At 61.3% G+C, this 25,239-nt stretch carries 16 protein-coding genes and 2 pseudogenes; 14 read left to right on the plus strand and 4 right to left on the minus strand.

The annotated features are described in order from the left end of the window. Positions 1–41 precede the first annotated feature (41 nt). The 4 genes and pseudogenes from ISP15_RS17685 to ISP15_RS17700 form a co-directional block, all read left to right on the plus strand. Positions 42–104: pseudogene (locus ISP15_RS17685) on the plus strand (hypothetical protein); the annotation flags it as partial. 570 nt (positions 105–674) lie between these two features. Next, on the plus strand, positions 675–3,509 hold the full coding sequence (locus ISP15_RS17690; protein WP_404549267.1) for a hemagglutinin repeat-containing protein: 2,835 nt from the start codon (positions 675–677) through the stop codon (positions 3,507–3,509). Between the two features lie 17 nt (positions 3,510–3,526). Next, positions 3,527–3,931: a hypothetical protein gene (locus ISP15_RS17695; RefSeq protein WP_404549246.1), complete on the plus strand. Its 405-nt coding sequence runs from the start codon at positions 3,527–3,529 to the stop codon at positions 3,929–3,931. A gap of 125 nt (positions 3,932–4,056) precedes the next feature. Then, positions 4,057–4,557, plus strand: coding sequence for a hypothetical protein (locus tag ISP15_RS17700; RefSeq protein ID WP_404549248.1), 501 nt, complete (start codon positions 4,057–4,059; stop codon positions 4,555–4,557). A gap of 28 nt (positions 4,558–4,585) precedes the next feature. On the opposite strand, the gene nagA is transcribed toward ISP15_RS17700, so the two are convergent. The 4 genes from nagA to ISP15_RS17720 all read right to left on the minus strand — a co-directional run bounded on the left by nagA (position 4,586) and on the right by ISP15_RS17720 (position 9,391). Next, positions 4,586–5,740 carry an N-acetylglucosamine-6-phosphate deacetylase gene (gene nagA / locus ISP15_RS17705; protein WP_404549250.1) on the minus strand — a complete coding sequence of 385 codons (1,155 nt, stop codon included), beginning with the start codon at positions 5,738–5,740 and terminating at the stop codon, positions 4,586–4,588. Positions 5,741–5,745: 5 nt separating this feature from the next. Continuing rightward, the gene (locus ISP15_RS17710; protein WP_404549251.1) at positions 5,746–6,780 is read right to left on the minus strand and encodes an SIS domain-containing protein; all 1,035 of its coding nucleotides are present in this window, start codon (positions 6,778–6,780) and stop codon (positions 5,746–5,748) included. Positions 6,781–6,978: 198 nt separating this feature from the next. Next, on the minus strand, positions 6,979–8,007 hold the full coding sequence (locus ISP15_RS17715) for a LacI family DNA-binding transcriptional regulator (protein WP_404549253.1): 1,029 nt from the start codon (positions 8,005–8,007) through the stop codon (positions 6,979–6,981). A 97-nt stretch (positions 8,008–8,104) separates the two neighbouring features. Beyond that, entirely contained in the window at positions 8,105–9,391 is a 1,287-nt protein-coding gene (locus ISP15_RS17720; RefSeq protein WP_404549255.1) for a sugar MFS transporter, read from the minus strand. A 410-nt stretch (positions 9,392–9,801) separates the two neighbouring features. On the opposite strand from ISP15_RS17720, the gene glk reads away from it, so the two are divergent. From glk to ISP15_RS17770, 10 genes and pseudogenes are all read left to right on the plus strand, one after another. Then, positions 9,802–10,833 (plus strand): glucokinase, encoded by a 1,032-nt coding sequence (glk, locus tag ISP15_RS17725; RefSeq protein WP_404549257.1) that lies wholly within the window; start codon positions 9,802–9,804, stop codon positions 10,831–10,833. A gap of 130 nt (positions 10,834–10,963) precedes the next feature. Continuing rightward, positions 10,964–13,774: a TonB-dependent receptor gene (locus ISP15_RS17730; protein ID WP_404549258.1), complete on the plus strand. Its 2,811-nt coding sequence runs from the start codon at positions 10,964–10,966 to the stop codon at positions 13,772–13,774. Between the two features lie 141 nt (positions 13,775–13,915). Further along, entirely contained in the window at positions 13,916–15,751 is a 1,836-nt protein-coding gene (locus ISP15_RS17735) for a glycoside hydrolase family 9 protein (RefSeq protein WP_404549260.1), read from the plus strand. Between the two features lie 410 nt (positions 15,752–16,161). After that, positions 16,162–18,462, plus strand: coding sequence for a beta-N-acetylhexosaminidase (locus ISP15_RS17740; RefSeq protein WP_404549262.1), 2,301 nt, complete (start codon positions 16,162–16,164; stop codon positions 18,460–18,462). An 8-nt stretch (positions 18,463–18,470) separates the two neighbouring features. Beyond that, positions 18,471–19,532, plus strand: coding sequence for an acyltransferase family protein (locus tag ISP15_RS17745; protein WP_404549269.1), 1,062 nt, complete (start codon positions 18,471–18,473; stop codon positions 19,530–19,532). Between the two features lie 317 nt (positions 19,533–19,849). Continuing rightward, positions 19,850–20,887, plus strand: a complete 1,038-nt coding sequence (locus tag ISP15_RS17750; protein ID WP_404549263.1) for a glycerophosphodiester phosphodiesterase — start codon at positions 19,850–19,852, stop codon at positions 20,885–20,887. Between the two features lie 445 nt (positions 20,888–21,332). Next, positions 21,333–22,601 (plus strand): sterol desaturase family protein, encoded by a 1,269-nt coding sequence (locus ISP15_RS17755; protein WP_404549264.1) that lies wholly within the window; start codon positions 21,333–21,335, stop codon positions 22,599–22,601. 201 nt (positions 22,602–22,802) lie between these two features. Continuing rightward, positions 22,803–23,135, plus strand: a complete 333-nt coding sequence (locus tag ISP15_RS17760; protein ID WP_404549265.1) for a hypothetical protein — start codon at positions 22,803–22,805, stop codon at positions 23,133–23,135. A gap of 695 nt (positions 23,136–23,830) precedes the next feature. After that, positions 23,831–24,049 (plus strand): annotated as a pseudogene (locus tag ISP15_RS18635) (DUF6531 domain-containing protein); the annotation flags it as partial. A 630-nt stretch (positions 24,050–24,679) separates the two neighbouring features. Next, positions 24,680–25,239: RHS repeat domain-containing protein (locus ISP15_RS17770; protein WP_404549270.1), on the plus strand; the 560-nt coding region annotated here is incomplete at its 3' end.

Genomic DNA, 25,239 nt, shown 5'->3' on the forward strand with positions numbered 1-25,239 from the left:
TCCTCGATCACGCCACGCTCAGCGCGGGTCAAAACCTGGGCCTGGCCGCCGGCCACGATCTCACCGCCACCGCCAGCACCCTCACCGCCGGTGGCGATGCGCAACTCATCGCCGGGAACAACCTCCACCTCGACGCAGCCGGCAGCACCCAGCGCCAAGGCACGCGGATGAACGGCCAGGCGACCACCAAGCACGCGGTCACCGCGCTCACGGCCGGCGGCAGTGCCGTGCTGGCGGCGGGTTACGACGTGAACAGTCAAGCGAGCAACCTGCACGCCGGTGACACGCTGGCAGTGAGTGCCGGTCACGACGTCCACCTCGCCACCGTCACCGACAGCACTACGCAGGCCAAGCAGGGCTTTGAGGGCAACACGCTGGTCGGCACGCAGCGCACCGATCAGCCGCTGCACGGCAATATCCTCGAGGGCACGAACGGTATCGCGATCAGCGCCGGCCACGACCTCAACGCCACCGCCGGCACCATGAACGCATCCCAGGGCAACGTGGCGCTGGTCGCCGGCCACGACGTCAGCCTGGTCGCCGGCCAGGAAACCCACACCCAATCGCAAGACACCCGCACCGCCAGTGGCAACGTCCTCAGCCACCGCAGTACCACCACCCACGACGTGATCGGGGACACCGATGCCATCGGCACGCAGATCAGCGGCCACACCGTGAGCGTGGCCGCCGGCCATGACCTCACCGCCCAGGCGGCCTACCTCAACGCCGACAACGCGCTGACCCTGGCCGCCGGCCACGACGTCACCCTCGCCGACGCGCACGACCTGCATCAAGAAGAGCACGACAGCGAAACCCGCAGCTTCAGCTTCTTCAGCACCAGTTCCAAGCGCTTCGGCTCGGTCGATCCGGAAGGGCGCAGCAATCAAAGCAGCATTGAGATCAACCAAAGCACCAGCGTCGGCAGCGTGCTCAGCGGCGACAGCGTCACCGTCGCCGCCGGCCACGATCTCAGCGCCACCCACGCGCAGGTGGTGGGCACGAACGACGTCGCCCTGGCGGCCGGCAACCACCTCACCCTCGATGCCGGCCAGAACACCGACGACGTCAGCCAAACCCAGAGCACCCGCCACACCGGCCTGATGAACAACGGCGGCCTGAGCGTCCTGATCGGCAACCGCAGCACGAAGGACGGTTACAGCGAACACGACGTCAGCTACACCGGCAGCATCGTGGGCAGCCTGAACGGCAGCGTCACGCTCAGCGCCGGCAACCATGTGCACATCACCGGCAGCGACGTGCTCAGCCAGACCGGCACCGCCATCGTGGGCAACAACGTCACCATCGATGCGGCGGTGGGTACCAGCGATATCCGCCAGACGCACAAGGTCAGCACCGGTGGTATCACGGCAGGCTTGAGTGGTGGCCTCGCCAACACCGCACAAGTCATGTATGGCCAAGCGCAAGCGGCCCATCGCACGCAAGACAGCCGAGTCAAGGCCGTCTACGCCGCACAATCCGCTTACACGGGTTATGAAGCCTATGGCGCATACCAAGACGCGGCTATGCAGGCTGCAAAAAATGGAACGAGCACCAGTTCTGGCATCAATCTTCGCGTAGGCATCGGAGGTAGCAGCGCCAGCACCACGACGACCACGCACGATGACACCGCCTACGGTAGCCACATCAACAGCGCAGGCAACGTCACCCTTGCCGCTACCGGTGGCGATCTGGACATCATCGGCAGCCAAGTCAATGGACAGAACGTGGCGCTTGCGGCCGCCAACCATCTCAACATTCTCAGCCAACAAGAAAACCACACGCTGGAAAGCGGCAACAAGAACGCCAGCGGTGGCGTCGGCGTACAAATTGGCAGCGGCGGCTTAGGCTTCTATGCGCAAGCCGCCGTTGGCAAAGGCAGCGCGCACGGCAACGGTATAACCCATGCCGACAGCACGGTGAACGCAAGCGACACCTTGACGCTCATCAGTGGCAACGACACCACCATCAAGGGCGCGCAGCTCACTGGCAACCAGGTACTTGCCAACATCGGCAACCATCTGCTGATCCAGAGCGAGCAGGACACCGACGACTACGCCAGCCAACAATGGCAAGTCGGCGGCGAAGTCGTGGTGGGAGCAGGCGGTAGCGGCAGCTTCAACTACAGCCAGAACAAAAGCAGCAGCCACTACGCTGGCGTGACGCACGTGAGCGGCATCCAGGCCGGTGATGGCGGCTTTGATATCAACGTACATGGCAACACGCATCTCAACGGCGGTGTCATCGCCAGCACCGCCGATCCGGGCAAGAACAGTCTCACGACCGGAACGCTCACCTACCAGGATATCCAGAACGAAAGCAGTGGCAAAGCGTCCGGCAGCAACTACGGCGCGGGCAGCGATGTACTCAGCGGCAGCAAATATGCCATCGGCAAAACAATAGTCGGCAACATGATGAGTGGTGGCAGCGATAGCGAAGGCCACAGCAGCACCACGCACAGCGCCGTGGCTGGCGGCGCGATCACCATCACGGATGGACAGGCCCAGCTAGCGCTTAACGGCAAAACGACACAAGCAGCCATGGCCGGATTGAGCCGCGACGCCAGCCTGGATCAGGACGCTCTCACGCACCCCGATCTCGCCACGTTGCAAAACAATGTCGAGTACGAGCAGGCATTGAACGGGCTGGGTTATCAGGTCGGTACGCACTTCACGGATGAAGCGTACCGCACGATGTTTATCAAGGCGGCAAATGTTTATGAAGTGGCTTACGACAAGGATGGCAAGCCGATTCCAGGCCGTATGCTGACGGACGAAGAAAAAATGAGCTTGCAGCCAGGCAAAGATGGCGCTGTTTATATCTCCGACAACGGTATCTTTAATGACGACAAGGCGGCTGCTAAATATGCCGATCAGCACAGCACGTCGAGCGGACCTCAGTACTACATCGACTTCCCGGAAGCCAGCAACGCATTATCTGAATTGCTTGTGGCAGGGTATCAAAAAAATCTGGAGAACGACTTTTTTGGGCTGACCAATGCGACCGTAGAAACCAAAGACATGATGCTTCTCTACGGAGAAACAGGACTGCACTTCGACGGACACAGCCGAGGATCAATGACGATTGGAAATGCGATGGAGTCGATAGCTAGGATGTCTGGTTCACAGGGCATTCTCTCCAACACAACAGTGGGTTTCTTTGGCCCTGCTTACAACGCAGCTAAAGCCGATCAAGTTCTGAGCCTTCTACAAGATCGCAATGCAATCGCCGATCCAAATCAATGGCAGAACATGGTGCTGACGATGCAGAACCATATTGATGATCCGGTGGGACGCTTTATTGGAGGTAATCCGCCGACAGGTGGGACTACTCCTGACGGTACTACGCAACTTGGGCAGATGATTCGGGCGGCAACTGGGCAGCAGAATAGCTCACATAACTGCTACGGAAGTCCAGTTGGGCAAAACAACTGTGGAGCTTTTTGGGGTAATTCTTTAAATAACAAGGCTGTAACAACGCCGGTTAATACCTTGGGGAAAGAAGGAAGATAGAAAAGAAGGAAGATAGAATGGGTAAGAAAATCCTTGTTTCATTTGCCATTTTTCTCAATGGATGTCTTGGATATAAGCCTTTTCAGCCACCTCCTAGCGGAAGTGAGATATGGAAAAAAGAAGGTGCTTCAGAAGCCATGGTTACGTTGGCGCTTTTGGAGTGCGGTTCGCGTGAGCCGAGAGGTCGTGTTCCAGGTTTGCAAGAAACAGAGACCGTAAATGATGACGTACTCACAAGGCTATGCATGGAAAAGAGCGGCTTTACTTCTGATTCGCAATATTCAGCGGCGAATTTTTGTCAAATGCTAGGTAATAAACCTACGGCTTGCAATCCTGGGATAGTGCCTCCTACACGAGATGTAAGCCGTAGATTAAACAGTCAGTTCTGTAAAGCCTTTCCCGATGCAGATGTGTGTCATTGAGTGGTGTTGCCTAGGCGGTTAGAAAACTGATCAGAGATTAGAGCGCGTGCCGTTGGGTGCGCTATAAAAACCCAGATACACAGTTCGTTTGACAGACCCCGGTATAGGAACGTCTCACAATTGTTATGGAATTGGCGGAAACGGTCGATGCCCTCAACTTTGGGCTAATTCGCCACTGGGAATGCCTGTGCTTGTTCCGGCTTCAAAAAAGTAAATTGATAAAAATTATCATGAAAAAGGCTCAGGTATTTTTGATTTCGCTCCTGATTCTCATTGTTTCGGGCTGCTTTGGTTTCAAGCCATTTCAACCTAATCCACCGGAATATCAACTTTGGTCAAAGCATGGCGCTACAGATATGGATGTAAAAAAGGCGATGCTCGAATGTGGTTATCCAAATCCATATGAAATAAGAACACCAACTTCATTGACAACTTTAAATGAAATCGTGCTTATAAGTAGATGCATGAATACAAGCGGATTTTCATATAAAGAGCAAATTAATTTTTGCGTTTATCATAAAGAATTAAATGCTTGCCAGATGGATGGTGGCGTTGCTAGAGATATAAATAAGCGTAGATATGGAAGATTCTGCTTAGCACATTCAAGTGATCCTGTTTGCCGCTAGTTATTGTGGCGAACGCGCGCGGCAATGCTCAGTCAACCGGATAAGCCACCCCATCCACCCACGTCTCGCGCACGGTCAACGTATCGTCCAGCACGGCAAAATCCGCGCGATAACCTGCCGCAATGCGTCCATGCGTGCGTTCCAGGCCGATCCATGCCGCCGGGTAGCTGCTGGCCATGCGAGAGGCTTCCGCCAACGGCAGGCCCAGCATGTGTACCGCGTTGCGCACGGCACCGGCCATGTCCAGTCCGGAGCCGGCCAGCACGCCGGCTTCGTTCTGGCAGATGCCATCGCGCATTGTGATGGTCTGTCCGTTGAGCACGTAATCGGGCCGCTCACTGCCGACGGGCGGCATGGCGTCCGTCACCAGCACGCATTTGCCGCGCGCCTTGGCGGCGATGGCAATGCGCAGGGTGGCCGGATGGACGTGGTGCCCGTCCACGATCAGCCCGCACCAGCTATGCGGGTCGTCCAGCGCCGCGCCGACCACGCCGGGATCGCGGCTGGCGAGCGGCGTCATCGCGTTGTACAGATGGGTGAAGCCACGCACGCCCGCATCGAGCGCGGCGCGGGTGGTGGCGTAGTCGGCGGCGGTGTGGCCCGCGACAACGATGACGCCGGCTTCGCTCAGGCGTGCGATTACCTGCGCCGGGACCTGATCGGGCGCCAGCGTGAGCATCACCGCGCCGCGGTGCGGTGCGATCAGTGCCTCGATATCGCCGTCGTCGGGATGCCGGAACAGGTCGGCGTTGTGGATGCCTTTGCGCGCGGTGGCAAGGAACGGGCCTTCCACGTGGATGCCGAGGATGCCGGGAACGCGCTGCTCGATGGCATCGTCCACCGCCTGCAAGGCGGCATGCATCTGTTCGGCGGTGTCGGTGATCAGCGTGGGCAACATGCCGGTAGTGCCGTATGTGCGATGCGCTTGCGCGATGCCGCGCAGTGTTTCCACAGTCGGTGCATCGTTGAACAGCAAACCGCCGCCACCGTTCACCTGCACGTCGATGAAGCCGGGCAGCAGCCATTGACCCTTGAGATCGTGCTTCTGCGCTTCGGCGACGCGCGCATCGTCGTGCGCGACCAGGGCGGCGATACGCGCACCGCGCACCAGCACAGCCAGTCCGTCGCGTGGCCCATGCTCGCCGAGCACGCGCCCGTTGACCAAGGCGATAAGGGGATTCATCGGCATCACATTGTCTCCGTGACCTTGCGCAGATGCGGCGGTACGTCCGGATCGTAACCGCGCGCAAGCGACAGTGCGCTGGCGGCGCGATAGAAGCTCTGCACGGCCAGCAGTGGCGTCACGATCGGCTCGATGCCGGCGGGAAGCGGCAATACGTCCGCATCCTTTGTGCCGGGCGCGGCCACCCACACGCGCGCGCCGCGCGCCCGGAATTCGGCGGCCACCGCCAGGGTGTTTTCCAGCGTGCCGTCGTCCTGCGCGAGGAACAGCACCGGAAACCCTGCCCCGACCAGCGCCATCGGGCCATGCTTCACTTCCGCGGCGCTGAAAGCCTCCGCGTGCAGGCCGCAGGTTTCCTTGAGCTTGAGCGCGGCTTCCAGTGCCGCGCCGAAACCGTAGCCGCGCCCGACCACGTAAAGGTTGCTGACGTCGACCAGCCCGCGTTCCAGCGCGCTCCAGTCGCTATCCCAGCCACGGCGCAGATCTTCGGGCAGGCGCGCGATGGCGGCGTGCAGCGCGTGATCGTCGCGCCAGTGCGCGGTCAACTGCAGGATTGCCGCAAGCGTGGCGAGATAGCTCTTGGTAGCCGCCACGCTGCGCTCGGGGCCGGCGCGCAGCGGAATCACGGTGTCGGCCAGTTCGGCCAGCGGCGAATCCTCCACGTTGACCATCGCCAGCACGTAGGCGCCCGCCTTTTTCGCAGCTTGTGCGCTGCGCAGCAGGTCCGGGCTTTTGCCGGACTGGGATATCGCGACGAACAGCGCGCCATCGAGTTTGAGATTCGCGTCGTAGATCGAGGAAATCGAGGGCGAAGCCGAGGCGGTGATCAGTCCCAGGCGAGTCTCGAATACATATTTGGCATAAGCCGCCGCATGGTCGGAACTTCCGCGTGCGCAGGTCACGATAAAGCGCGGCGGATTCGCACGCAGCCGTTCGCCCAATGCTTGCAACAGCGAGGCGTTCTGCAACAACTGTCGTTCGACGGTGGCGGCGCTTTCCTGCGCCTCGTTGTACATCAATGTGTCACGAGCGGATTTCATGGGGGCTCCAGAAAGGTGGGGCGTGCAGGGCAGTGCCGCCGGATCCCGGGCGGGACAGGCGTGGAAGGGGAGGGCTGCATGGCCATGGCGCGAAAACGCGCGCGCAAAGAGCATGGCGATGGCTTTGAGGTAATGCAGGAAAGCGGGACAAGCCTGTCCCATGGTCGTCGCGCGCTCCCCGGCAGGGAGCGCCAGCGGTCATGTCTGGCGCGGCGGTGCCGTCGAGCCGCGCACCACCAGCTCCGGCATGAAGCCCTCGTTGGATGGCTCGGCATTCTGGTTTTGCAAGCCACTGATGAGGTGCAGGGCGGCATGTCGCCCGATTTCGCTGGTCGACTGCCGCGCGGTGGTGAGCGCGGGCCACGCTTGCTTGGAAAACGGGCTGTCCTCGAAGCCGGCGATGGACAAATCCCACGGCACGTCCAGTCCTGCCGAACGGGCGGCGGCCAGCACGCCGGCAGCAATTTCGTCGTTGCTGCCGAAGATCGCGGTAGGCGGTTCCTTCAAGGCCAGCAATTTGCGCGCGCCGCGGAAACCGTCGTCGAAAGCGTAGCGGCCGGGCAGGATCAGTTTGCGATTGATCGCGATGCCGTAATCCTTCAACGCATCCGCATAGCCCTGGTAGCGCTCCGGGCTGGAGCGGTGATGCGGTTCGCCCCACAGGAAACCGATGCGCGTGTGCCCGAGCTGGATCAGGTGTTCGGTGATCGCGTAGGCCGCGTCGTGGTCGTCCACGTAGACACAGGGCATGCCGTCCTTCGGGTCTTCGCGTGCGGCAATGATGCGCACGAAATCCACCTCGTTCGCTTTCAGCGTGGCGAGCAGGGCCGATTGTTCGGACATGGGCGGGGCCAGGATCAGGCCGGCCAGGCGCGCGCGCTGCACCAGCGCGACCAGTTCCTCGGCCAGGCCGGGGGCGGCCGAGTCGCAGGGATAGATCTGCAGGCCGAAACCCCGCTCGCGACACGCCGACAGCACGCCGTTCTGCATGTCGATCACGTAGTGTGCGTTCGGATTGTCGTAGACCAGGCCGATCGCATACGAATGCGAGCTGCTGCGCAGGCTGCGCGCGGAGGGGTCCGGACGGTAGCCGAGTTGCTCGATCGCCCGCTCCACCTTCTCGCGGGTCTCGGACCGCACCGCGGCTTCGTGGTTGATGACGCGGGAAACCGTCTTCAACGAGACGCCAGCGTGCTTGGCGACATCCTTGATGGTGGGACTGTGCAACGAGAATTCCTCCCGGGTGTCGGGTGGGCATCGTAGCCCAGTCGCCGGTTCGAGTGGTGGTCGCCAGGGTGCCGGCGTCTGACAGGTGAGGCATGCTTCAGCCCGCGCGGTTGCCCACGGCATGGCCGCGCATCCCGTAATACAGGATGTAGAGATAGCACGGCACGATGACAATCACGAACGCCAGCTGGAAGTCGATGTACTGCTTCAAGTGCACGAATGCCTGCGGCAGCAGCGCGCCACCCACGATGCCCATCACCAGCAGCGCCGAACCCAGCTCGGTATGGCTGCCCAGCCCCTTGATCGCCAGCGGGAAGATCGCCGGCCACATCATCGCGTTGGCGAAACCCAGTGCGGCGACGAACGCCACCGACACATAGCCGTGCGTGACATATGCCCCGATCGCGAACAGCACGCCAAGTACCGCCGAAACCGCCAGGTAACGCTGCTGCGAAATAAAGCGTGGAATCAGCACCAGGCCAAAGATGTATCCAGTCAGCATGGCCAGCATGGTGTAAGTGGTGAAGTGCGAGGTCACCTGCAGCGGCAGGCCGAAGCCCTGGCCGTAGGTATTGATGGCATCGCCGGCCATTACTTCCACGCCCACGTACAAGAACAGGCACAGCACGCCAAGCCACAAATGCGGAAAACTGAAAATGCCGCCGCTCCGGTGGCCGATGGCGCGCTCGCTGTTGGCGCCCGACGGTTTGATCTCCGGCAACGGCGACAACACGATCCAGATCGCCAGTACCACCAGCAGGCCGGCCATCGCCATGTAAGGCAGGAACACGCGCGAGGCGAATTCGTTGAGCAAGGCTTCGCGCGCCGGACCGACCGCCGTTTTCGCGACCCGGTCCTGGAAAGAATCGATGCCGGTCATCACCAGCGCACCGAACGTCAACGGCGCCAGCGCGCCGGCCACCTTGTTGCAGATACCCATGAAAGCAATGCGCTGCGCAGCGCTGTCGATCGGGCCAAGAATGCTGATGTAAGGATTGGACGCGGTCTGCAGCAGCGACAGGCCGGCGCCGATCACGAACAACCCGACCAGCGCGCCGGGATAGATGCGCATGCGCACGAACTCGCCGAACACGGCCGCGCCGATCGCCATGATGAACAGGCCCAGCGCCATGCCCTTCTTCATGCCGGTGCGCTTGAGCACCACGCCGGCCGGCAGCGCAAGCACGAAATACGACACGTAGAACGCGAACGGCACCAGGAACGCGCTGATGTCATCCAGCGCAAACGCCACCTTGACGAACGAAATCAGCGGTCCGTTGAGCCAGGTGACAAAGCCGAAAATGAAGAACAGCACGCCGATGATGATCATCGGCAACAAGGTCGACGAGCGCGGTGCGTCGGCGGTGTACGTGGTGGACGACATGTAGCAATTCCCCGTGAAAGACCCGATGCCGACAACCGACATCACCGTAGCGAGCTTTATTGTCCTCAAGACACAACGTTGTCAATCAAGTACCGGTCGCGGCGTTGCGAGGCGGCGTCATTCGATCCTTGTTCGCGTGCTGGACTGCTGCATCGCAGCAGGCTTGAAACCAGGTCTTTCGGCCTACAGGGCCGGTCATCATTTTCTTTCTATTCAATAGTTTGATTATTTTCATCTGAAACCGTGGCGACAGTGGTTTCGCGGCGCGGCAAACAGACTTTGAAGACAATCTTTACCACCTGTTGACAGCGTTGTCATTCCTGACCAGACTCCGCCATCAAGTCGACGACCAGAAGACGATTCCTACGAAACAAGTAGGGCTGGCGCGACAGAAGACGTAAGGAGGGGGCGTGGCTCAGGCTGTCATACGTGGCAATGCGCAATCGGCGCCATCACTGGAGCAGGCCTTCCTGGCTGCCGATGTGGGCGGCACGCATGCGCGCATCGGCCTGGTTAGCCCCCGTCCGGACGGACGCCGCCCCGTCACGGTGCTGGAATACCGCCGCTACGCTTGCGCTGAATGGCCAAGCCTCACGGCGGTGCTGAAAGACTTCGTCACCCAGCTCAGCGTCGGCACCCACGTGGAGCAATGCGCCGTGGCGAGCGCCGGCTATGTACTGGGCGACGCCATCGTCAACGACAACCTGCCGTGGCCCGTGTCCATCCGCGACATCCGCGAAACACTCGGCATCGCCAGCCTTGCGGTGATCAACGATTTCGAAGCGGTGGCCTACGCCACGCAGTTCATGACCCACGCCGACACCACCGCGGTGATCGAGACCACCGCGCCGCAGGTGGCCGGCCCGGTGCTGGTGATGGGGCCGGGTACCGGCCTGGGTTCGGCGGTACTGCTGCCGGGCAAGCCGCACGCCACGGTACTGGCAACCGAAGCCGGGCAGGTGGCGCTGGCGCCGGGCAACGAACTGGAGATCGAGATCCTGCGCTGGCTGGCGCGCGAACGCGCCCACGTTTCTTTCGAGCACGCGCTTTCCGGTCCTGGCCTGCTCAATCTTTACCACGCGATCTGCGCCTTGCGCGGTGCCTCGGCCGCGTTGCGGTTTCCCGCCGAGATAACGCGCCATGCGCTGGAACGCACCGACGCGGCGGCGGTGGAAGCACTGAACGTGTTCTGCGGATTGCTCGGCAGTTTTGTCGGCGATCTCGTGTTGCTGTATGGCGCGCGCGGCGGGGTATACCTCGCCGGCGGCATCCTGCCGCAGATCCGCGACCTGCTGCTGACCAGCACCTTCGCCGAGCGCTTTTTCAACAAGGGCGTGATGCGTCCTTTCCTGCAGCAAGTACCTGTACGACTGATGGAGCACGGCCAGCTCGGGGTCATCGGCGCCGCTGGCCTGTATTTGGACGGTCAGCATGCTCATTGACGGGCGCGCCGAGGAATTTTGAGAGACGACGTTTTTTCAATTGAACCGGGCGCAAGCCCATACGCCACACAGCACGGGCATGCCGCGAACATTTTCCGTTGCTGAAAAATGCCTCTGAGGGGAGGAAGCCATGTCACATCGCAAGACCCTATTAGCCGCGAGCATCATCGCGACACTATGCGTATCCGGTGCGCTGTATGCACAGGACACGACCCAGACCACGACCACGAGCACCGGCGTCGGCGCGTTGACCAGGAGCCAGGACACCGCGCAGAACAGCGGTAACAGTGCTGCCAACGCCAAGCAGTTGGCGACGGTCACCGTAACCGGCATCCGCGCCAGCTTGCAGGCGTCGATGGATACCAAGCGCAACGCCGACGCGATCGTCGATGCCATCACCGCCGAGGACATCGGCAAGTTCCCCGCCACCAACGTCGCCGAAGCGCTGGCGCAGGTGCCGGGCGTGACGCTCGACCGCAGCATTCCCGGGACCCAGCGCGTCAGCATCGACGGCATGGACCCGAGCCTCAACGTAAGCCTGCTCGACGGCCATCCCGTGGCACAGGCCGTGTGGCTGTTCGGCGACAGTCCGAACCGCGGCTTCAACTATTCGCTGCTGCCGCCGGAAATCCTCGGCCAGCTGGAAATCATCAAGAGCCCCGAGGCGCGCATCGTCGAAGGCAGCCTGGGCGGCACGGTGCTGATGCATACGGTGCAGCCGCTCGACGTGGCGTCCGGCACGATCAGCGGTTCGTTCGGCGCCAACTACAACGACATGGTCGGCAGCTCGCGCCCGAACGGCTCGGTCTTCTACTCCTGGCATAACAGCGACAAGACCTTCGGCGTCGACGTATCGGCCGGGCACTATGAAGAGTTCACCAGCCGCGAAGGCATGGAGAACTACGGCTATACCAGCGTCTCCTCGCTCAATACGTCCGCCCTGGCTGCCGGCAACACCGCCATCCAGAATGAACTCAATGCCGGCCAGATCAAGCCCGGCGACCAGGTGCCGAACGAAGTCAGCGCCTCGAACTTCCAGCAGACCGAAAAGCGCGACAGCGTACTGGTCAACCTGCAATACCGCCCGAACCAGAACTTCGAGAGCACGCTGAGCCTGATGTACATGAGGGACAACCTCAATAACGTCAACCAGTCGATGTACCCGTGGGCGACCAACCAGCCCGGCGGCATCACCTCGCTGGTGGAAGGCCCGAACGGCATCATCGTCGGTGGCACCCAGGCGGGCACGCCGTGCTTGAACAGCACGACCTGCACCAGCACCGCCAACACCACCATGGACAACTACGCCCGCGGTTCGACCGTGACCACCAAGGGCGTGGACTGGAAGGGTACCTATTACGGCGACGGCTGGCGGCTGGCGGCCGACCTGGGCGTAAGCGCCTCGCGTAACCCGATGACCCAGGCCAACAAGGAAATCTATTACGGCGGCGCCTTCGACTGGAGCCTCTACAGCGGCGCCCAGTACACCGATCCGAGCACCGCCAACAATCCGGCCTACTGGGCGGACAACGGCTGGGGCGGCAACTACGAGACGATTCTGTACAAGTCGAGGGACACCTACGGCCAGGTCGATTTCAGCAAGGATTTCGACGGCTTCTTCAACGAATTGCTGGTCGGCGCGCGCTATGCCAGCCATTGGGAAAGCCAGGTCGAAAACGCCTTCACCGGCGCACAGGTGCTGACCCTGGACCAGATCGGCTACGGCGGTCTCACTAACCTTTCCGGCCTCAGCGACCTGGGCCTGACCGACAGCTTCATCACCCACGTGCAGACCGCCGGCTACAACGCGATCCGCAATGCCGTGCTGAGCACGCCAGGCTTCGGCAACGCGCGCGATGCGAACGTCTACTTCGACAATACCTGGGCCATCCAGCAGCAGAACACGGCTGCCTACGTGCAGGCGAACTTCGGTACCGACGACGTCCACGGCAACGTTGGCGTGCGCTTCGTGCATACCCAGTTCACCTCGTCCGGCTACAACGTGCCGACGCAGTGCTCGGTGAATGACACGTTCGATTGCGTGTTCCCCACCGGTTTCGGCTGGGTGACGCAGAAATCCTCGTTCACCAACTGGCTGCCGGCCGTCAACGTGGCATGGAACATCACGCCCGACCTGATCCTGCGCGGCGCGGCATCGGAGACGGTGGCCTATGCCCCGTACAACGAAATGGCGCCGTACTTCGAAGCCAACGACAACGTGCTGACCGCCGCCGGCGGCAACCCGGACCTGAAGCCCTACCGCTCGGCCAACTTCGACTCGTCGCTGGAGTGGTACTTCAACGACCACTCGATGTTCGCCGCCTCGGTGTTCTACAAGGACGTGCTGAACTACATCGTCAACGCCGCGACCATCCAGACGCGCGTCAACGGCTCATGGACGCTGCCGGGCTACCTGCAGGCAGCAGGCAACGCGCAGGTGGCGGCGGGCCTGTGTACGGCGGCCGGCATCTGCCAATACGACGTGACCGCGCCGGTCAACGGCGGCCGCGCCAAGGTCAAGGGCGGCACGCTGAGCTACCAGCAGGCGTTCGGCGACAGCGGCTTTGGCGTGCGCGCGAACTACACCTACTCGGACGGTTCCACGCACACCGGCGGCGCGATGCCGTACAACTCGAAGAACTCGTACAACATCGCTCCGTATTTCGAGCAAGGTCCGTACAGCGCGAGCCTTTCCTACAACTGGCGCAGCAGCTACCTCGCCGGTGGCTACGTAGCCGGTGCGGCATCCACCTACGTGGATGGCTTCAAGGAACTTGATGGATCGGCGGCGTACCAGATCAACAAGAACCTCTCGGTCTCCTTCAACATGTTGAACCTGCTCAATTCCAAGTACTACGCATACCTGGGCAGCAAGACCCAGCTGTCCGAAGAATACGTAACCGGGCGCCAGTACATGCTCGAAGCGCACTTCAAGTTCTGATGTAAACGTTTCTTTTCTTCCCCGCCAAGGACCTGGCGATCTTGCCAGGTCCCTTTTTTTCCAGGGGAAGCGGATCACGATGAATACCCGCAACGCCGGCGCTGCCGGCGTTGTCTTGGGTGGTCTGGCGGGAGTGGCTGCATGAAGTTCGCCGTGCAATGTGTGCTGGCTTGCCTGGGTTTCGGGGTCGTGCAGGGATGGGCAGCCGAAACGAAGGTGCTCGTCGACCAGGTCGGTTACGACATACAGGCCACCAAGCAGGCAGTGGTTTCAGCCGATGCCACGCAGCCGCTGCATGGTTTTGAGGTCATCGATGCCAGCACCGGCAAGCCGGTTTTCAGCGGGACGCTGCACGATACCGGTCCGGTGGCAAAATGGAGCAGCCAGCATTATTGGCATGCCGATTTCTCGTCCGTCAAAACGCCGGGACGCTATTACCTGACCCTCGACGAGCATGGCACCTGCATCCGTTCCGACGAATTCCTGTTGCAGGACGACGTGCTGGAGCGCAACACGCTTTCCAACGTCATTTACTATTTCAAGGGCCAGCGCGCCAGCGGCCTGATGGACAAGGCGGACCGCCGCCTGCGCCGGCCGGACGGCAAGCCCGGCACGCTCGATATCCATGGCGGCTGGTACGATGCCACCGGCGACTACGGCATTCACCTGTCGCACCAGAACCTCACCTCCTATTTCAATACGCAGCAACTGCCGCTGGTGGTGTGGAGCTTGCTGCGCAGCTGGCAGCAGCTGGACGCGCGCCACGATCCGGACTTCAGCCAGTACCAACGCCGTTTGCTCGATGAAGGCCTGTTCGGCGCCGACTTCCTGGTACGCGACAAGCGACCGGAAGGCTCGTTCTATCAATCGATCGATGCGCCAGGCAAAGACAAGCTGCCGCAGGATCGCATCATCGGCGATCCCAATTGGCGTACCCAGATCAAGCGCAGCGCCAGCGACACCACCGAACAGATGGAACCCGCGCGTGGCCCGCATGCGTATGAAGCAAGTTTCCGTGCCGGCGGCGGCATGGCCATTGCAGCCTTGGCGCTGGCCAGCACCATGGATGCGGACGGCGATTTCACCCGGCAGGATTATCTGCATGCCGCCGAGGCCGCCTATCGCTTCCTGGACGCGCACAACAAAGCGCTGATCAACGATGGCGTGGAAAACATCGTCGACGATTATTGCGCCTTGCTCGCCGCCACCGAGCTGTATCGCGCCACCCACGACGAAGCGTGGCGCAAGGCGGCCGACCAGCGCGCCAATAACCTGATGGCACGCTTGATCACGCACGGCGGCCAGCACGATTACTGGCGCGCCGATGCCGGTACGCGCCCGTTCTTCCATCCTACCGACGCCGGCCTGCCGGTAGTCGCCTTGCTGGAATACGCCGGCATCGCCACGCCCGCGCAGCAGCGCGCCGTGCGCGACACCGTGCATCGTTCGCTCGCCTATGAACTGCGCGTCACGGACGAAGTAAATAACCCGTTCGGCTATGCGCGTCAGCTGGTGCGCATGGGCGATGGCACGGTCCGCACCGCCTTCTTCTTTCCGCACGATACCGAGGCCGCACCCTGGTGGCAGGGCGAAAATGCACGCCTTGCTTCGCTAGCGGCTGCCGCGCGCATGGCGGCGCCGCTGTTCGCCGACGATCCTGCGTTCCATGCGCAGCTGGAGCAGTACGCCTGGAACCAGTTGCATTGGATCCTGGGCCGCAATCCCTTCGACACCAGCATGCTGATGGGCAGCGGCCAGCGCAACGCGCCATACATGTTCTTCCGTTCCTACGAATACACCAGCGCGCCCGGCGCGATCATCAACGGCATCACCGCCGGGTTGAACGACGAAGATGGCATTGCCTTCGATCTGGGCTATGCGCAAACCGGTCGCGACGACGACTGGCGCTGGACCGAACAGTGGCTGCCGCACGATGCGTGGTATCTGTATGCGATCAGCCTGCCGCACGCGCAATGAGCCCCTCTCCGGGGAGAGGGAGCCAAGCTCGCAAGCATGCCGCTTTTCCTCCTCTCCCCTGCGGGGAGAGGATCGAGGTGAGGGGACACGCTTGCGTGGAGGCAGATTCGGAGTGCGCTTTTGATATGCATCCGTGCAAGAGCCGCCCCTCACCCCATCCCTCTCCCCGGAAGGGAGAGGGAGCCAAGCTCGCAAGCATGCTGCTTTTCCTCCTCTCCCTTTTGGGGAGAGGATCGAGGTGAGGGGGCACGCTTGCGTGGAGGCAGATTCGGAGCGCGCTTTTGATATGCATCATCGCAGGAGCCGCCCCTCACCCCCGGCGGGGAGAGGGAGAAAAGCAGGCGCGCAGCCATTGCCTTCTATCCCGGATGGGAAGAGGGCGTAGCGAAAGACCACCATTGGGTATCCCCATGAAACTCGCAAGCTTCCTTTTTTGCCTGGCACTTTGCGGCATCGTCCACGCCGCTCCCGCATCGCTCATACCCATGCCGGCGCAGCTGCATCTGGCGAATGGCGCGTTCAAGCTGGATAGCGATACCCGCATCGTCATTCCGCCAGGTGATGCGGCGGCGCGCGCGGCCGCGCAGTACTTGGCCGACAGCCTGGCGCGCACGCGCGGGCTGCACCTGGTGATAACCGAAGACACGGCGACGCGCCACGCCATCGCCTTCCTGCATGAACGCAATGCGCCGGTGGCACAGGCGGAAGGCTATACGCTGGATGTCACGCCACAAGCGATCCGCATCGATGCGCGCGATGGCGCCGGCCTGTTCTACGGTGCGGTCACGCTCTGGCAGCTGTCGACGCCGGATGCGCAACAGGGCGCGGTGCAGCTACCAGCGTTGCATATCAGCGATTGGCCACGCTTCGCCTGGCGCGGCCTGATGCTCGATTCCGCGCGCCACTTCCAGTCCGCGACGGAGGTTGAACAATTGCTCGATCAGATGGCCCAGCACAAACTCAACGTGCTGCACTGGCATCTTACCGACGACCAGGGCTGGCGCATCCAGATCAAACGCTATCCGCAACTGACGCGCATCGGCGCGTGGCGCACGCCGCCGGATGCGGGCCACGACGGCGAGCCGCTGCGTTACGGCGGCTTCTATACGCAGCAGCAGATTCGCGAAGTGGTTGCCTATGCCGCCGCGCGCCACATCACCATCGTCCCGGAAATCGACATGCCCGGCCATGCGCAGGCCGCGGTGGCGTCCTATCCCGAGGTCGGCGTCACTGGCAAGCGTCCGCCGGTTTCGGTGGATTGGGGCGTGAATCCCTACCTGTATAACGTGGACGACGCGACCTTCCGCTTCATCGACAACGTACTCGACGAAGTGATGGCGCTGTTTCCATCGCACTACATCCACGTCGGCGGCGACGAAGCAATCAAGGACCAGTGGAAAGCCTCGCCCGCGATCCAGGCCAAGCTCCACGCCTTGCACCTGAAAGACGAAGACGCCCTGCAAGGCTGGTTCATCGGTCGCGTCGGCCGCTATCTGACGGCACACGGTCGCCGCCTGATCGGCTGGGATGAAATCCTCGACGGCGGCGTGCCGCCCGATGCCACCGTCATGTCATGGCGCGGCACCGATGGCGCGATCAAAGCCGCGCAACTGGGACACGACGTGGTGATGTCGCCGGCGCCGGACCTGTACCTGGACAGCGTGCAGAGCCAACTTCCCGACGAAGCCGCCGGCCGCATGCCGGTGCGCGACCTGCGCAACATCTACGACTTCAACCCGATTCCTGCGGCGCTGAATGCCTCCCAGTCTGCGCATGTGCTCGGCGCGCAGGCAAACGTGTGGACCGAACACATGCCGAGCATGCAACATGTGGAGCATGCCGTGTTTCCGCGCCTGGATGCGTTGAGCGAAGTGGTGTGGTCGCCAGCGACAGCGCACGATTGGAACGGATTCCTGGCCCGCCTGCCGGCGCAATTTGCGCGCTATGCCGAACAGCAGATCAGCTATGCCGACAGCGCGTTCGAGCCGGATATCCAGCTCGACGCCAACGCGGCGCTACAAAGCGGCCATGCAACCGTCACATTGTCCAACCAGGCCGGCTACGGGGCGATTCGCTACACCGTCGACGGCAGCGATCCGGATGCGCATGCGCCGCTGTATGCCCAGCCGTTTGCGGTGACTTTGCCGGCCACGATCAAGGCCGCGACGTTTGCAGCGGACGGCAGCGTGATCGCGGCAACGCGCACTCGTATGCTCGATCGCGCGAGCCTGCTCAGCCGGCTTGGCGTGGCATTGTCCAATTGTTCCGGCAGCGATTTCCGGCTGCGGGTACAGCCCACGCCGGATGCCACCAGCATGGCGCCGGTTTACGCGATCAATGTTTTCGATGCCTGCCAATCCTTTCCACAGGCACCGCTCGATGGCGTTACCGCAATCCATGTCGACGTCGTGCGGCTGGAGCGTAACTACGCGCTGGCGCACGATGCCAAGCTGGTGGTATCGCGGCCGCATCGCACCCCCTTTGGCGAATTCGTGGTGCATCGGGATCGCTGCGACGGTCCAGTGCTGGCCGACCTGCCATTGCCCGACCCCGCGCGCAGCAACCGGCGCTTCGCGTTGGATGGCACGCTCCCCGTGCAACACGGCGAGCACACGCTGTGCCTGATTTTCACCGCGCCCACCGACGGCGCGCTCTATGCCATCGGCCGGGTATCGTTGATCGCGCCGCCGGTTGCGAAGAGCAAACCGTGAACACGCCAATGCGCCGGCTGCTCTCCGTCGATGCCTTGCGCGGCTGCACCGTCGCGGGCATGTTGCTGGTCAACGATCCGGGCGACTGGAACCACGTCTACACGCCACTGGATCACGCACCCTGGAACGGCTGTACGCCGACCGACCTGGTGTTTCCGTTTTTCCTGTTCGTGGTAGGTGTCTCGATCGCGCTATCGATGCTGCCGCGCCTGGAACAAGGCATGGCGCCGGCCACGCTGATGCGCGGCGCCTGCTGGCGCGCCTTGCGCATCCTTGGCCTGGGCGTGCTGATCAATGTGCTGGCGTGGTGGTGGATGCCGGGCGTGCATTTGCGTTTTCCCGGCGTGCTGCAACGCATAGGCGTGTGCTTCGCGGTGGTATCGGCGTTCGCGCTTTACACCCGGCCGCGCACGCAGTGGAGCGCCATCGCCGTCATCCTGGTTGGTTACGCATGGTTGCTGTGGCTAGGTGGATCATTGGATCGCTGGGTCAACATCGTCAGTCGTACCGATACCGCCGTGTTCGGGCATTTCGTTTACCTGATCGACCCGGCCACCGGTCGCGGCCACGATCCGGAAGGTTTGCTGAGCACGCTGCCATCAATCGCCACCACGCTGCTCGGCCTGCGCATGGGCAGCTGGCTGCGCGCCGAGCGACGCCAGCATCTGTTGCTGGCGGGCGTGATCGCGGTGGTGCTGGGTTGGCTGTGGTCGCGATGGCTGCCCTTGAACAAGAACCTGTGGACACCTTCCTTCGTGCTCTGGTGCGGCGGCTGGGCGACCCTGGCCTTGCTGGCATTCCATGGCGTGATCGACAAGCGCGGCTGGCCGGCGCTGGGCCGCCGCTTCGGCGTCAACGCCATTGCGGCGTATGCCGGCTCGGAGCTGATGCAGATCGTGCTGCCGGCGCTGGGCTGGCAGGATCCGCTCTACCAGCATCTGTTCGCCAGCTGGATCACGCCGCTGGCCGGTCCCTCTATCGCTTCGCTGGCCTGGGCGGTGGCGTTCGTGGCGCTGTGGTGGTTGATCGTCTACGCGATGGATCGGCGACGCATCTATCTCAAGCTCTGAGGCAAGTCCCCTGTCCGGGGAGAGGGCCAGAGAGAGCAGACAATCTAGCCAAACACCCACATCGCTCAGTTCCCTCTCCCTTCCGGAGAGAGGGCCGGGGTGAGGAGATAACCTGGCCCAAGCATCCACATCGCCCAGTTCCCTCTCCCCGCCGGGGAGAGGGTTAGGGTGAGGGGACAATCTAGCCAAATACCATCGAAGCACCGCCTTTATGCAGCGCAAGGCAAGCCATGCCCCCTCACTCCAAACCCTCCCCAAAAAGGAGCAGGAGCGCTTGCGCGGCCAAATTTCGATGCCACAGTGCAAGGATGACCATCATGCTCCGCCCCCAGAAACCGCTGGCCGCCAAAGTAAAGGTAATCGGTCATCGCGGTGCGTCCGCGCTACGGCCGGAACACACGCTGGCCGCATATGCCAAAGCCATCGCCGATGGCGCCGATTTCGTCGAGCCGGACCTGGTGATGAGCAGGGATGGCGTACTGGTGATACGTCACGAGAACGACATCAGCGGCACTACTGACGTCGCCGAACACCGCCCATTCGCTAACCGCAAGACGACCAAGCTGATCGATGGCGAGCCCGTCACCGGCTGGTTCACCGAGGATTTCACCCTTGCCGAACTCAAGACCCTGCGTGCCCGCGAACGCTTGCCCGAATTACGCAGCACCACTTATGACGGTGCGTTCCAACTGCTTACCCTGGATGACATGATCGATTTCGTCGCGGCCGAGTCGGCGACGACCGGCCGCTTGATCGGCATCATTCCCGAGATCAAGCACGGTACCTATTTCCGCCGGCTTGGCTTGCCGATGGAGGATGCCTTGCTCGCCACCTTGGCCGCGCATCGCTACACGTGCCGCGCACCGGTCGAAATCCAATCCTTCGAGATCGGCAATCTCCAATACCTGCGCAGCAAGCTCGGCCGCGCCCACGCCAACGTGCGCCTGCTGCAATTGATCGACGCCGCCCAACTGCAGCCCGCCGATCAGGCCGCGGCAGGGCATGCACTGACCTACGGCGACATGACGACGCCCGCCGGCCTGTGCGATGTGGCGCGCTATGCCGACGCAATCGGCCCGATGATCCGCAGCATCCTGCCGCTGGATGCGGATGGCCAGCTGGGCGCGCCCACCGCGCTGGTCCGCGACGCCCATGCCGCCGGCCTGGAAGTCCATCCGTATACCTTTCGCCCGGAGAACCGCTTCCTGGCAAAAAAATTCTGGCACGGCGAGCAACCGAACACCTTCAACCAGCAAGGTTCCATCGCCGAAATCCGCGCCTACCTCAATGCGGGCATCGACGCTTTCTTTACCGACGATCCGGCGACCGGACGCAAGGCCGTGGATGGTCATTAAAATGAGCGCGCCCTGATCAGCGCAGAAACTCAGCGATGCGAAATCCAGTCCCCTCTCCCCTCCGGGGACAGGGTTAGGGTGAGGGGACAACCTGGCCACGCACCTACATCAAAGCACTGCTTTTAACCCACGCACGCCAAGTCCCGGCCATCGCCGCGTTGCATGCAAAATACTTCCCCGCATGCGTCAGCAAAAAGCGCCACACGAACACCGCCGGCCCCTGCCAGGTGCTCGCACTGAAGCACCACAATCCATCGCCAGAACGTTTGAAACAATCCGCCCATCGCCAACCCAACACCCCGGTTATGATGCGCAAAACCCTCTGCCGGAAAAGCGCGTTCCGTGAACCGCACGCTCTACACCGCCCACGTATCGCATAGCGTCGTAGTGGACCGCGCGTCCGGTCGAACCGGATCCACGGCATGCATGGCGAGGCCGCGCTGACATGATCACTCCCGAACGCATCATGGCCTGGGCGATACCCGGCTTCTTCGTCCTGATCGGCATCGAACTGCTGGTCGCGAAGTGGCGCGGCCGCGAGGTCTACCACAGCAGCGATGCGATCAATAGCCTCGGCCTGGGCATGCTGTCGCAGATCGTAGGCGTGTTTACCAAGCTGTTCGCCATCGGTATCTACGGCTGGTTCGCCACGCATCTGGCGCCGTGGCATTTGCCGGCAAACAGTGCATGGGTATGGATCAGCGCGCTGTTGCTCTACGACCTGCTTTATTACTGGCTGCATCGCCTCGGCCACGAAGTAAACGTGCTGTGGGCCGCGCACGTGGTGCATCACCAGAGCGAGCGCTACAACCTCACCACCGCGCTGCGCCAGACCGGCAGCGGCTTCCTGCTGGGCTGGCTGTTCTACCTGCCGATGGCGCTGCTCGGCTATCCCACCGAAATGTTCGCGGTGATCGCGCTGATCGATCTGCTGTACCAGTTCTGGGTACACACCGAAGTAATCGGCCGGCTCGGCTGGTTCGATCGCGTATTCTGTTCGCCGTCCAACCATCGCGCGCATCATGCCGTGAACGATCGCTACCTCGATCGCAACTACGGCGGCATCCTGATCGTATGGGATCGCCTGTTCGGCACCTTCATCGAGGAAAACGATGAGGACCCGCCGATATACGGCACGCGCTCGCCGCTGCAAAGCTGGAACCCGCTGTGGGCCAACCTCGAAGTGTATTGGCCGATGCTGCAAGACAGCTGGCATGCGCGTCACTGGCCGGACAAACTGCGTGTATGGATCAAGCCGCCGGGCTGGCGCCCCGCCGACGTAGCCGCGCGTTTCCCCAAGCCGGCCTTCGATATCGCGCACGCCCGCTACAACCCGCCAATATCGCGCGCCTTGCGGCTGTATGGCCTCGCGCAATTCGCATTGCTGCTGCTGATGGGAACCAACTTCCTGGACGTAGCGCCGAAACTGCCGTTGCCGCAAGCGGCCACCTACGCGCTCTACCTTATCTACGGACTATGCGCGCTGGGCTTTCTGCTCGAAGGACGGCGCATCGGCATCTGGCTGGAGTTGCTACGCACAGCGGGCACCGCGCTCGGTGTCGCGCTCAGTGGACGCTGGTTCGGCATGCCGCATGCCGACGCGCGCGTAGTTGCCTTAGTGGTAGTGCTGGCTGGCCTTGGCGCCGTGGCGATGCTGGGCATTGCCGGCTACGAGCATCGACGTACCGATGCCATGCGCTCGGTCACCGGTTGAGATGGCATCTTGCAAGAATACGCGCAAAGCAGGTAACGCCTACATACACCCGTCGCGTCATTTGCTACGTTCGGCCTGTCATCGACGCCATCTCTCACGGGGTACGCCGATGACCCTTGCAGCAATGCAATGAAAGCGCGGATCGCATGGGTAGCCGCCCATACGACCCGCTGACCACCACCAACTAACGGAGAGTTGATCATGGCTAACCCGGATCATACGGCACACGCACGCCCTTCGGTTCCCACGGAGCCGAATTCCCCATCCACCGCACCTTTCGATCGTCCCTTCCAGTTCCTGGAAGCGGTAAAGGAAACGCCGCCCACGCGCCAGACCGCGCTCGCCGGCACCTCGCTGGCCTTCGTGGTTATCCAGGGCTTGCTCGATTACAACCAAGCCTTCATCCAGGCCCAAGGCAAGCACCCCGAGCTGCATCCATGGCCGCTCACCCAAGCGCAAACCAACGGCCTGCACGCCGCGATCCACTTCCTTCGCCAGTACGTCGAACAGCTCAAGCCTGAGCCGGGTGGCTGATCCGTTCGTGTGCGGATGATCCTTTTCGCGGCATGCTGAGTGAGGAACGGTGTGCCGCACTTGGGACATAAGAATGATTACACTACGCATCAGCTGTCCCATTTCACTGCGTAAAATTGAAAAGCAAAATTTCTCCACATTGGGGCATGCAGGGGCGCTCACTCTAACGGGGAAAATTGCAGCCATGTCAATAAATAGGCTGCGCTGGGGCCTGTATCTTTAAAGGGAATTATATGGATCAGATTTTACTGGTAAGCCAATGCTCAAGAATAGATTTTTCTAGATTTGTTCACGGCTTGGCTATCGTGGCGAGCTTGTTTTTACTGTCTTTCTTTGCCGTCGTGCCAAGTGCGGCAAACGCACAACTTTCGCTCCCACCAACAAGCTACCCGGCTACTCCAAGTGGAGCGCTTGCACTTTGCAACGCCACCAGGGCAGCCACTGCCGGCCAAACATGGGCGCGGTGGGTGGTGACTCCTTGCATGTTGGCAAACTGCTATACCCGATCGCCAGTATCGAGCTACACATCTAGTGACATGCTCACATATGGATTTTATCAATATTACTATCTTGGTGTTTTAAATGGGTTTAGCATAAGTTTATGTTTTAACGCATCCGAGATTATTTCGCCTATAAATTCTGGAGATAATAGTGTTTGCAGCTGCGGAGGAGGTAATGGTGGCATCGGACCTGTAATGATAGGCGATCCCGTCAATTCCTCTACGGGCAATAAGTACGAACAGGATGATGATTACGTTGATAACGATTGGCTGGCTTTTCGCCGTTTCTACAATAGTGTTCCAAGCATATCGGGGGCGTCGATAGGGGTAAATTGGCGACATAGCTTTGATAGATCACTTTATATTGTCGGTAATCCTGCAACGATAATCACGCTAATACGCCCAAGTGGGCAGCAAGAAGTGTTTACGGAGAATAATGGTGTATGGGTGACTTCTCCTTATAGCGCCGATACCTTAAGCGCGCTGACTGATACTCAAGGAAATGTCACGGGCTATAAAGTCTATATATCAGCATCGCGCCATATAGAAACATATGACGCTTTGGGCCAGTTGCTATCAGTGTCAGATCTTGTGGGGAATGGCATAACGTTGACTTATAGTGCTCAACTTCCAAATGCATCCCTAACACCAACGGAGCAACTTGCAACAGTAACCGATGCGCACGGACGAAGCTTGGTCTTTACATACAACAGTCAGGGGCTAGTGAGTCAGGTCACGCTCCCTGATGGAAGTGCGCTTACTTATTCATATGATGGAGATGAAAACCTGACATCGGTGACTTATCCCGATGGCAAGATTCGCCAATATGTCTATAACGAATCGTCATTAACAAGCGGCAGCGCTTTTTTCAACGCGATGACTGGCGTTATTGACGAGTCTGGTGAACGCTTTGAAAGCACTATTTATGATAGTGCGGGTCGTGCCATTTCAACATATATGGCTGGAAATGTAGGCGCTAGTCACATTGCCTACAACACGAACGGCAGTGCCTCGGTGACTTACCCGTTAGGATTTACCTCGACCATGACGTTCTCGACTGTACAGGGCGTCAATAAGGTTGCTTCGCTCGACCAGCCCTGCGGCCCCCAATGCAACCAACCCTGGAAGTCGATCACCTACGACGCCAACGGCAACCCGCAAACCTCGACCGACTTCAACGGCATCACCACCGCCACCACCTACAACAGCGCCAACCTGCTCACCCAGCAGATCGACGCCCAAGGCACCGCCAGCCAGCGCACCACAAACTTCACCTGGAACACCACCCTGCGCGTGCCGCTGACCCGCAGCGTGCTGGACGCCTCCGGCAACCCCGTCAGCACCACGCAATGGGCCTACAACGCCACCGGCCAAACCCTGGCCCGCTGCGATATCGATCCCACCAACAGCGCTGCTGCCGGCTATAGCTGCTCGGCATCGGGCTCGGCACCTTCGGGCGTGCGCCGCACCACCTACACCTACTGCACCACCGTCGACACCGTGCAATGCCCGCTGCCCGGCCTGCTGCTTGCCGTCACCGGCCCACGCACCGACCTTTCGTCCACCGCCACCTACAGCTACTACCTGGCCGCCAGCGCGGTGAA

Source organism: Dyella jejuensis, assembly GCF_044904675.1.
In the GTDB taxonomy this organism is placed as follows: domain Bacteria; phylum Pseudomonadota; class Gammaproteobacteria; order Xanthomonadales; family Rhodanobacteraceae; genus Dyella_B; species Dyella_B jejuensis.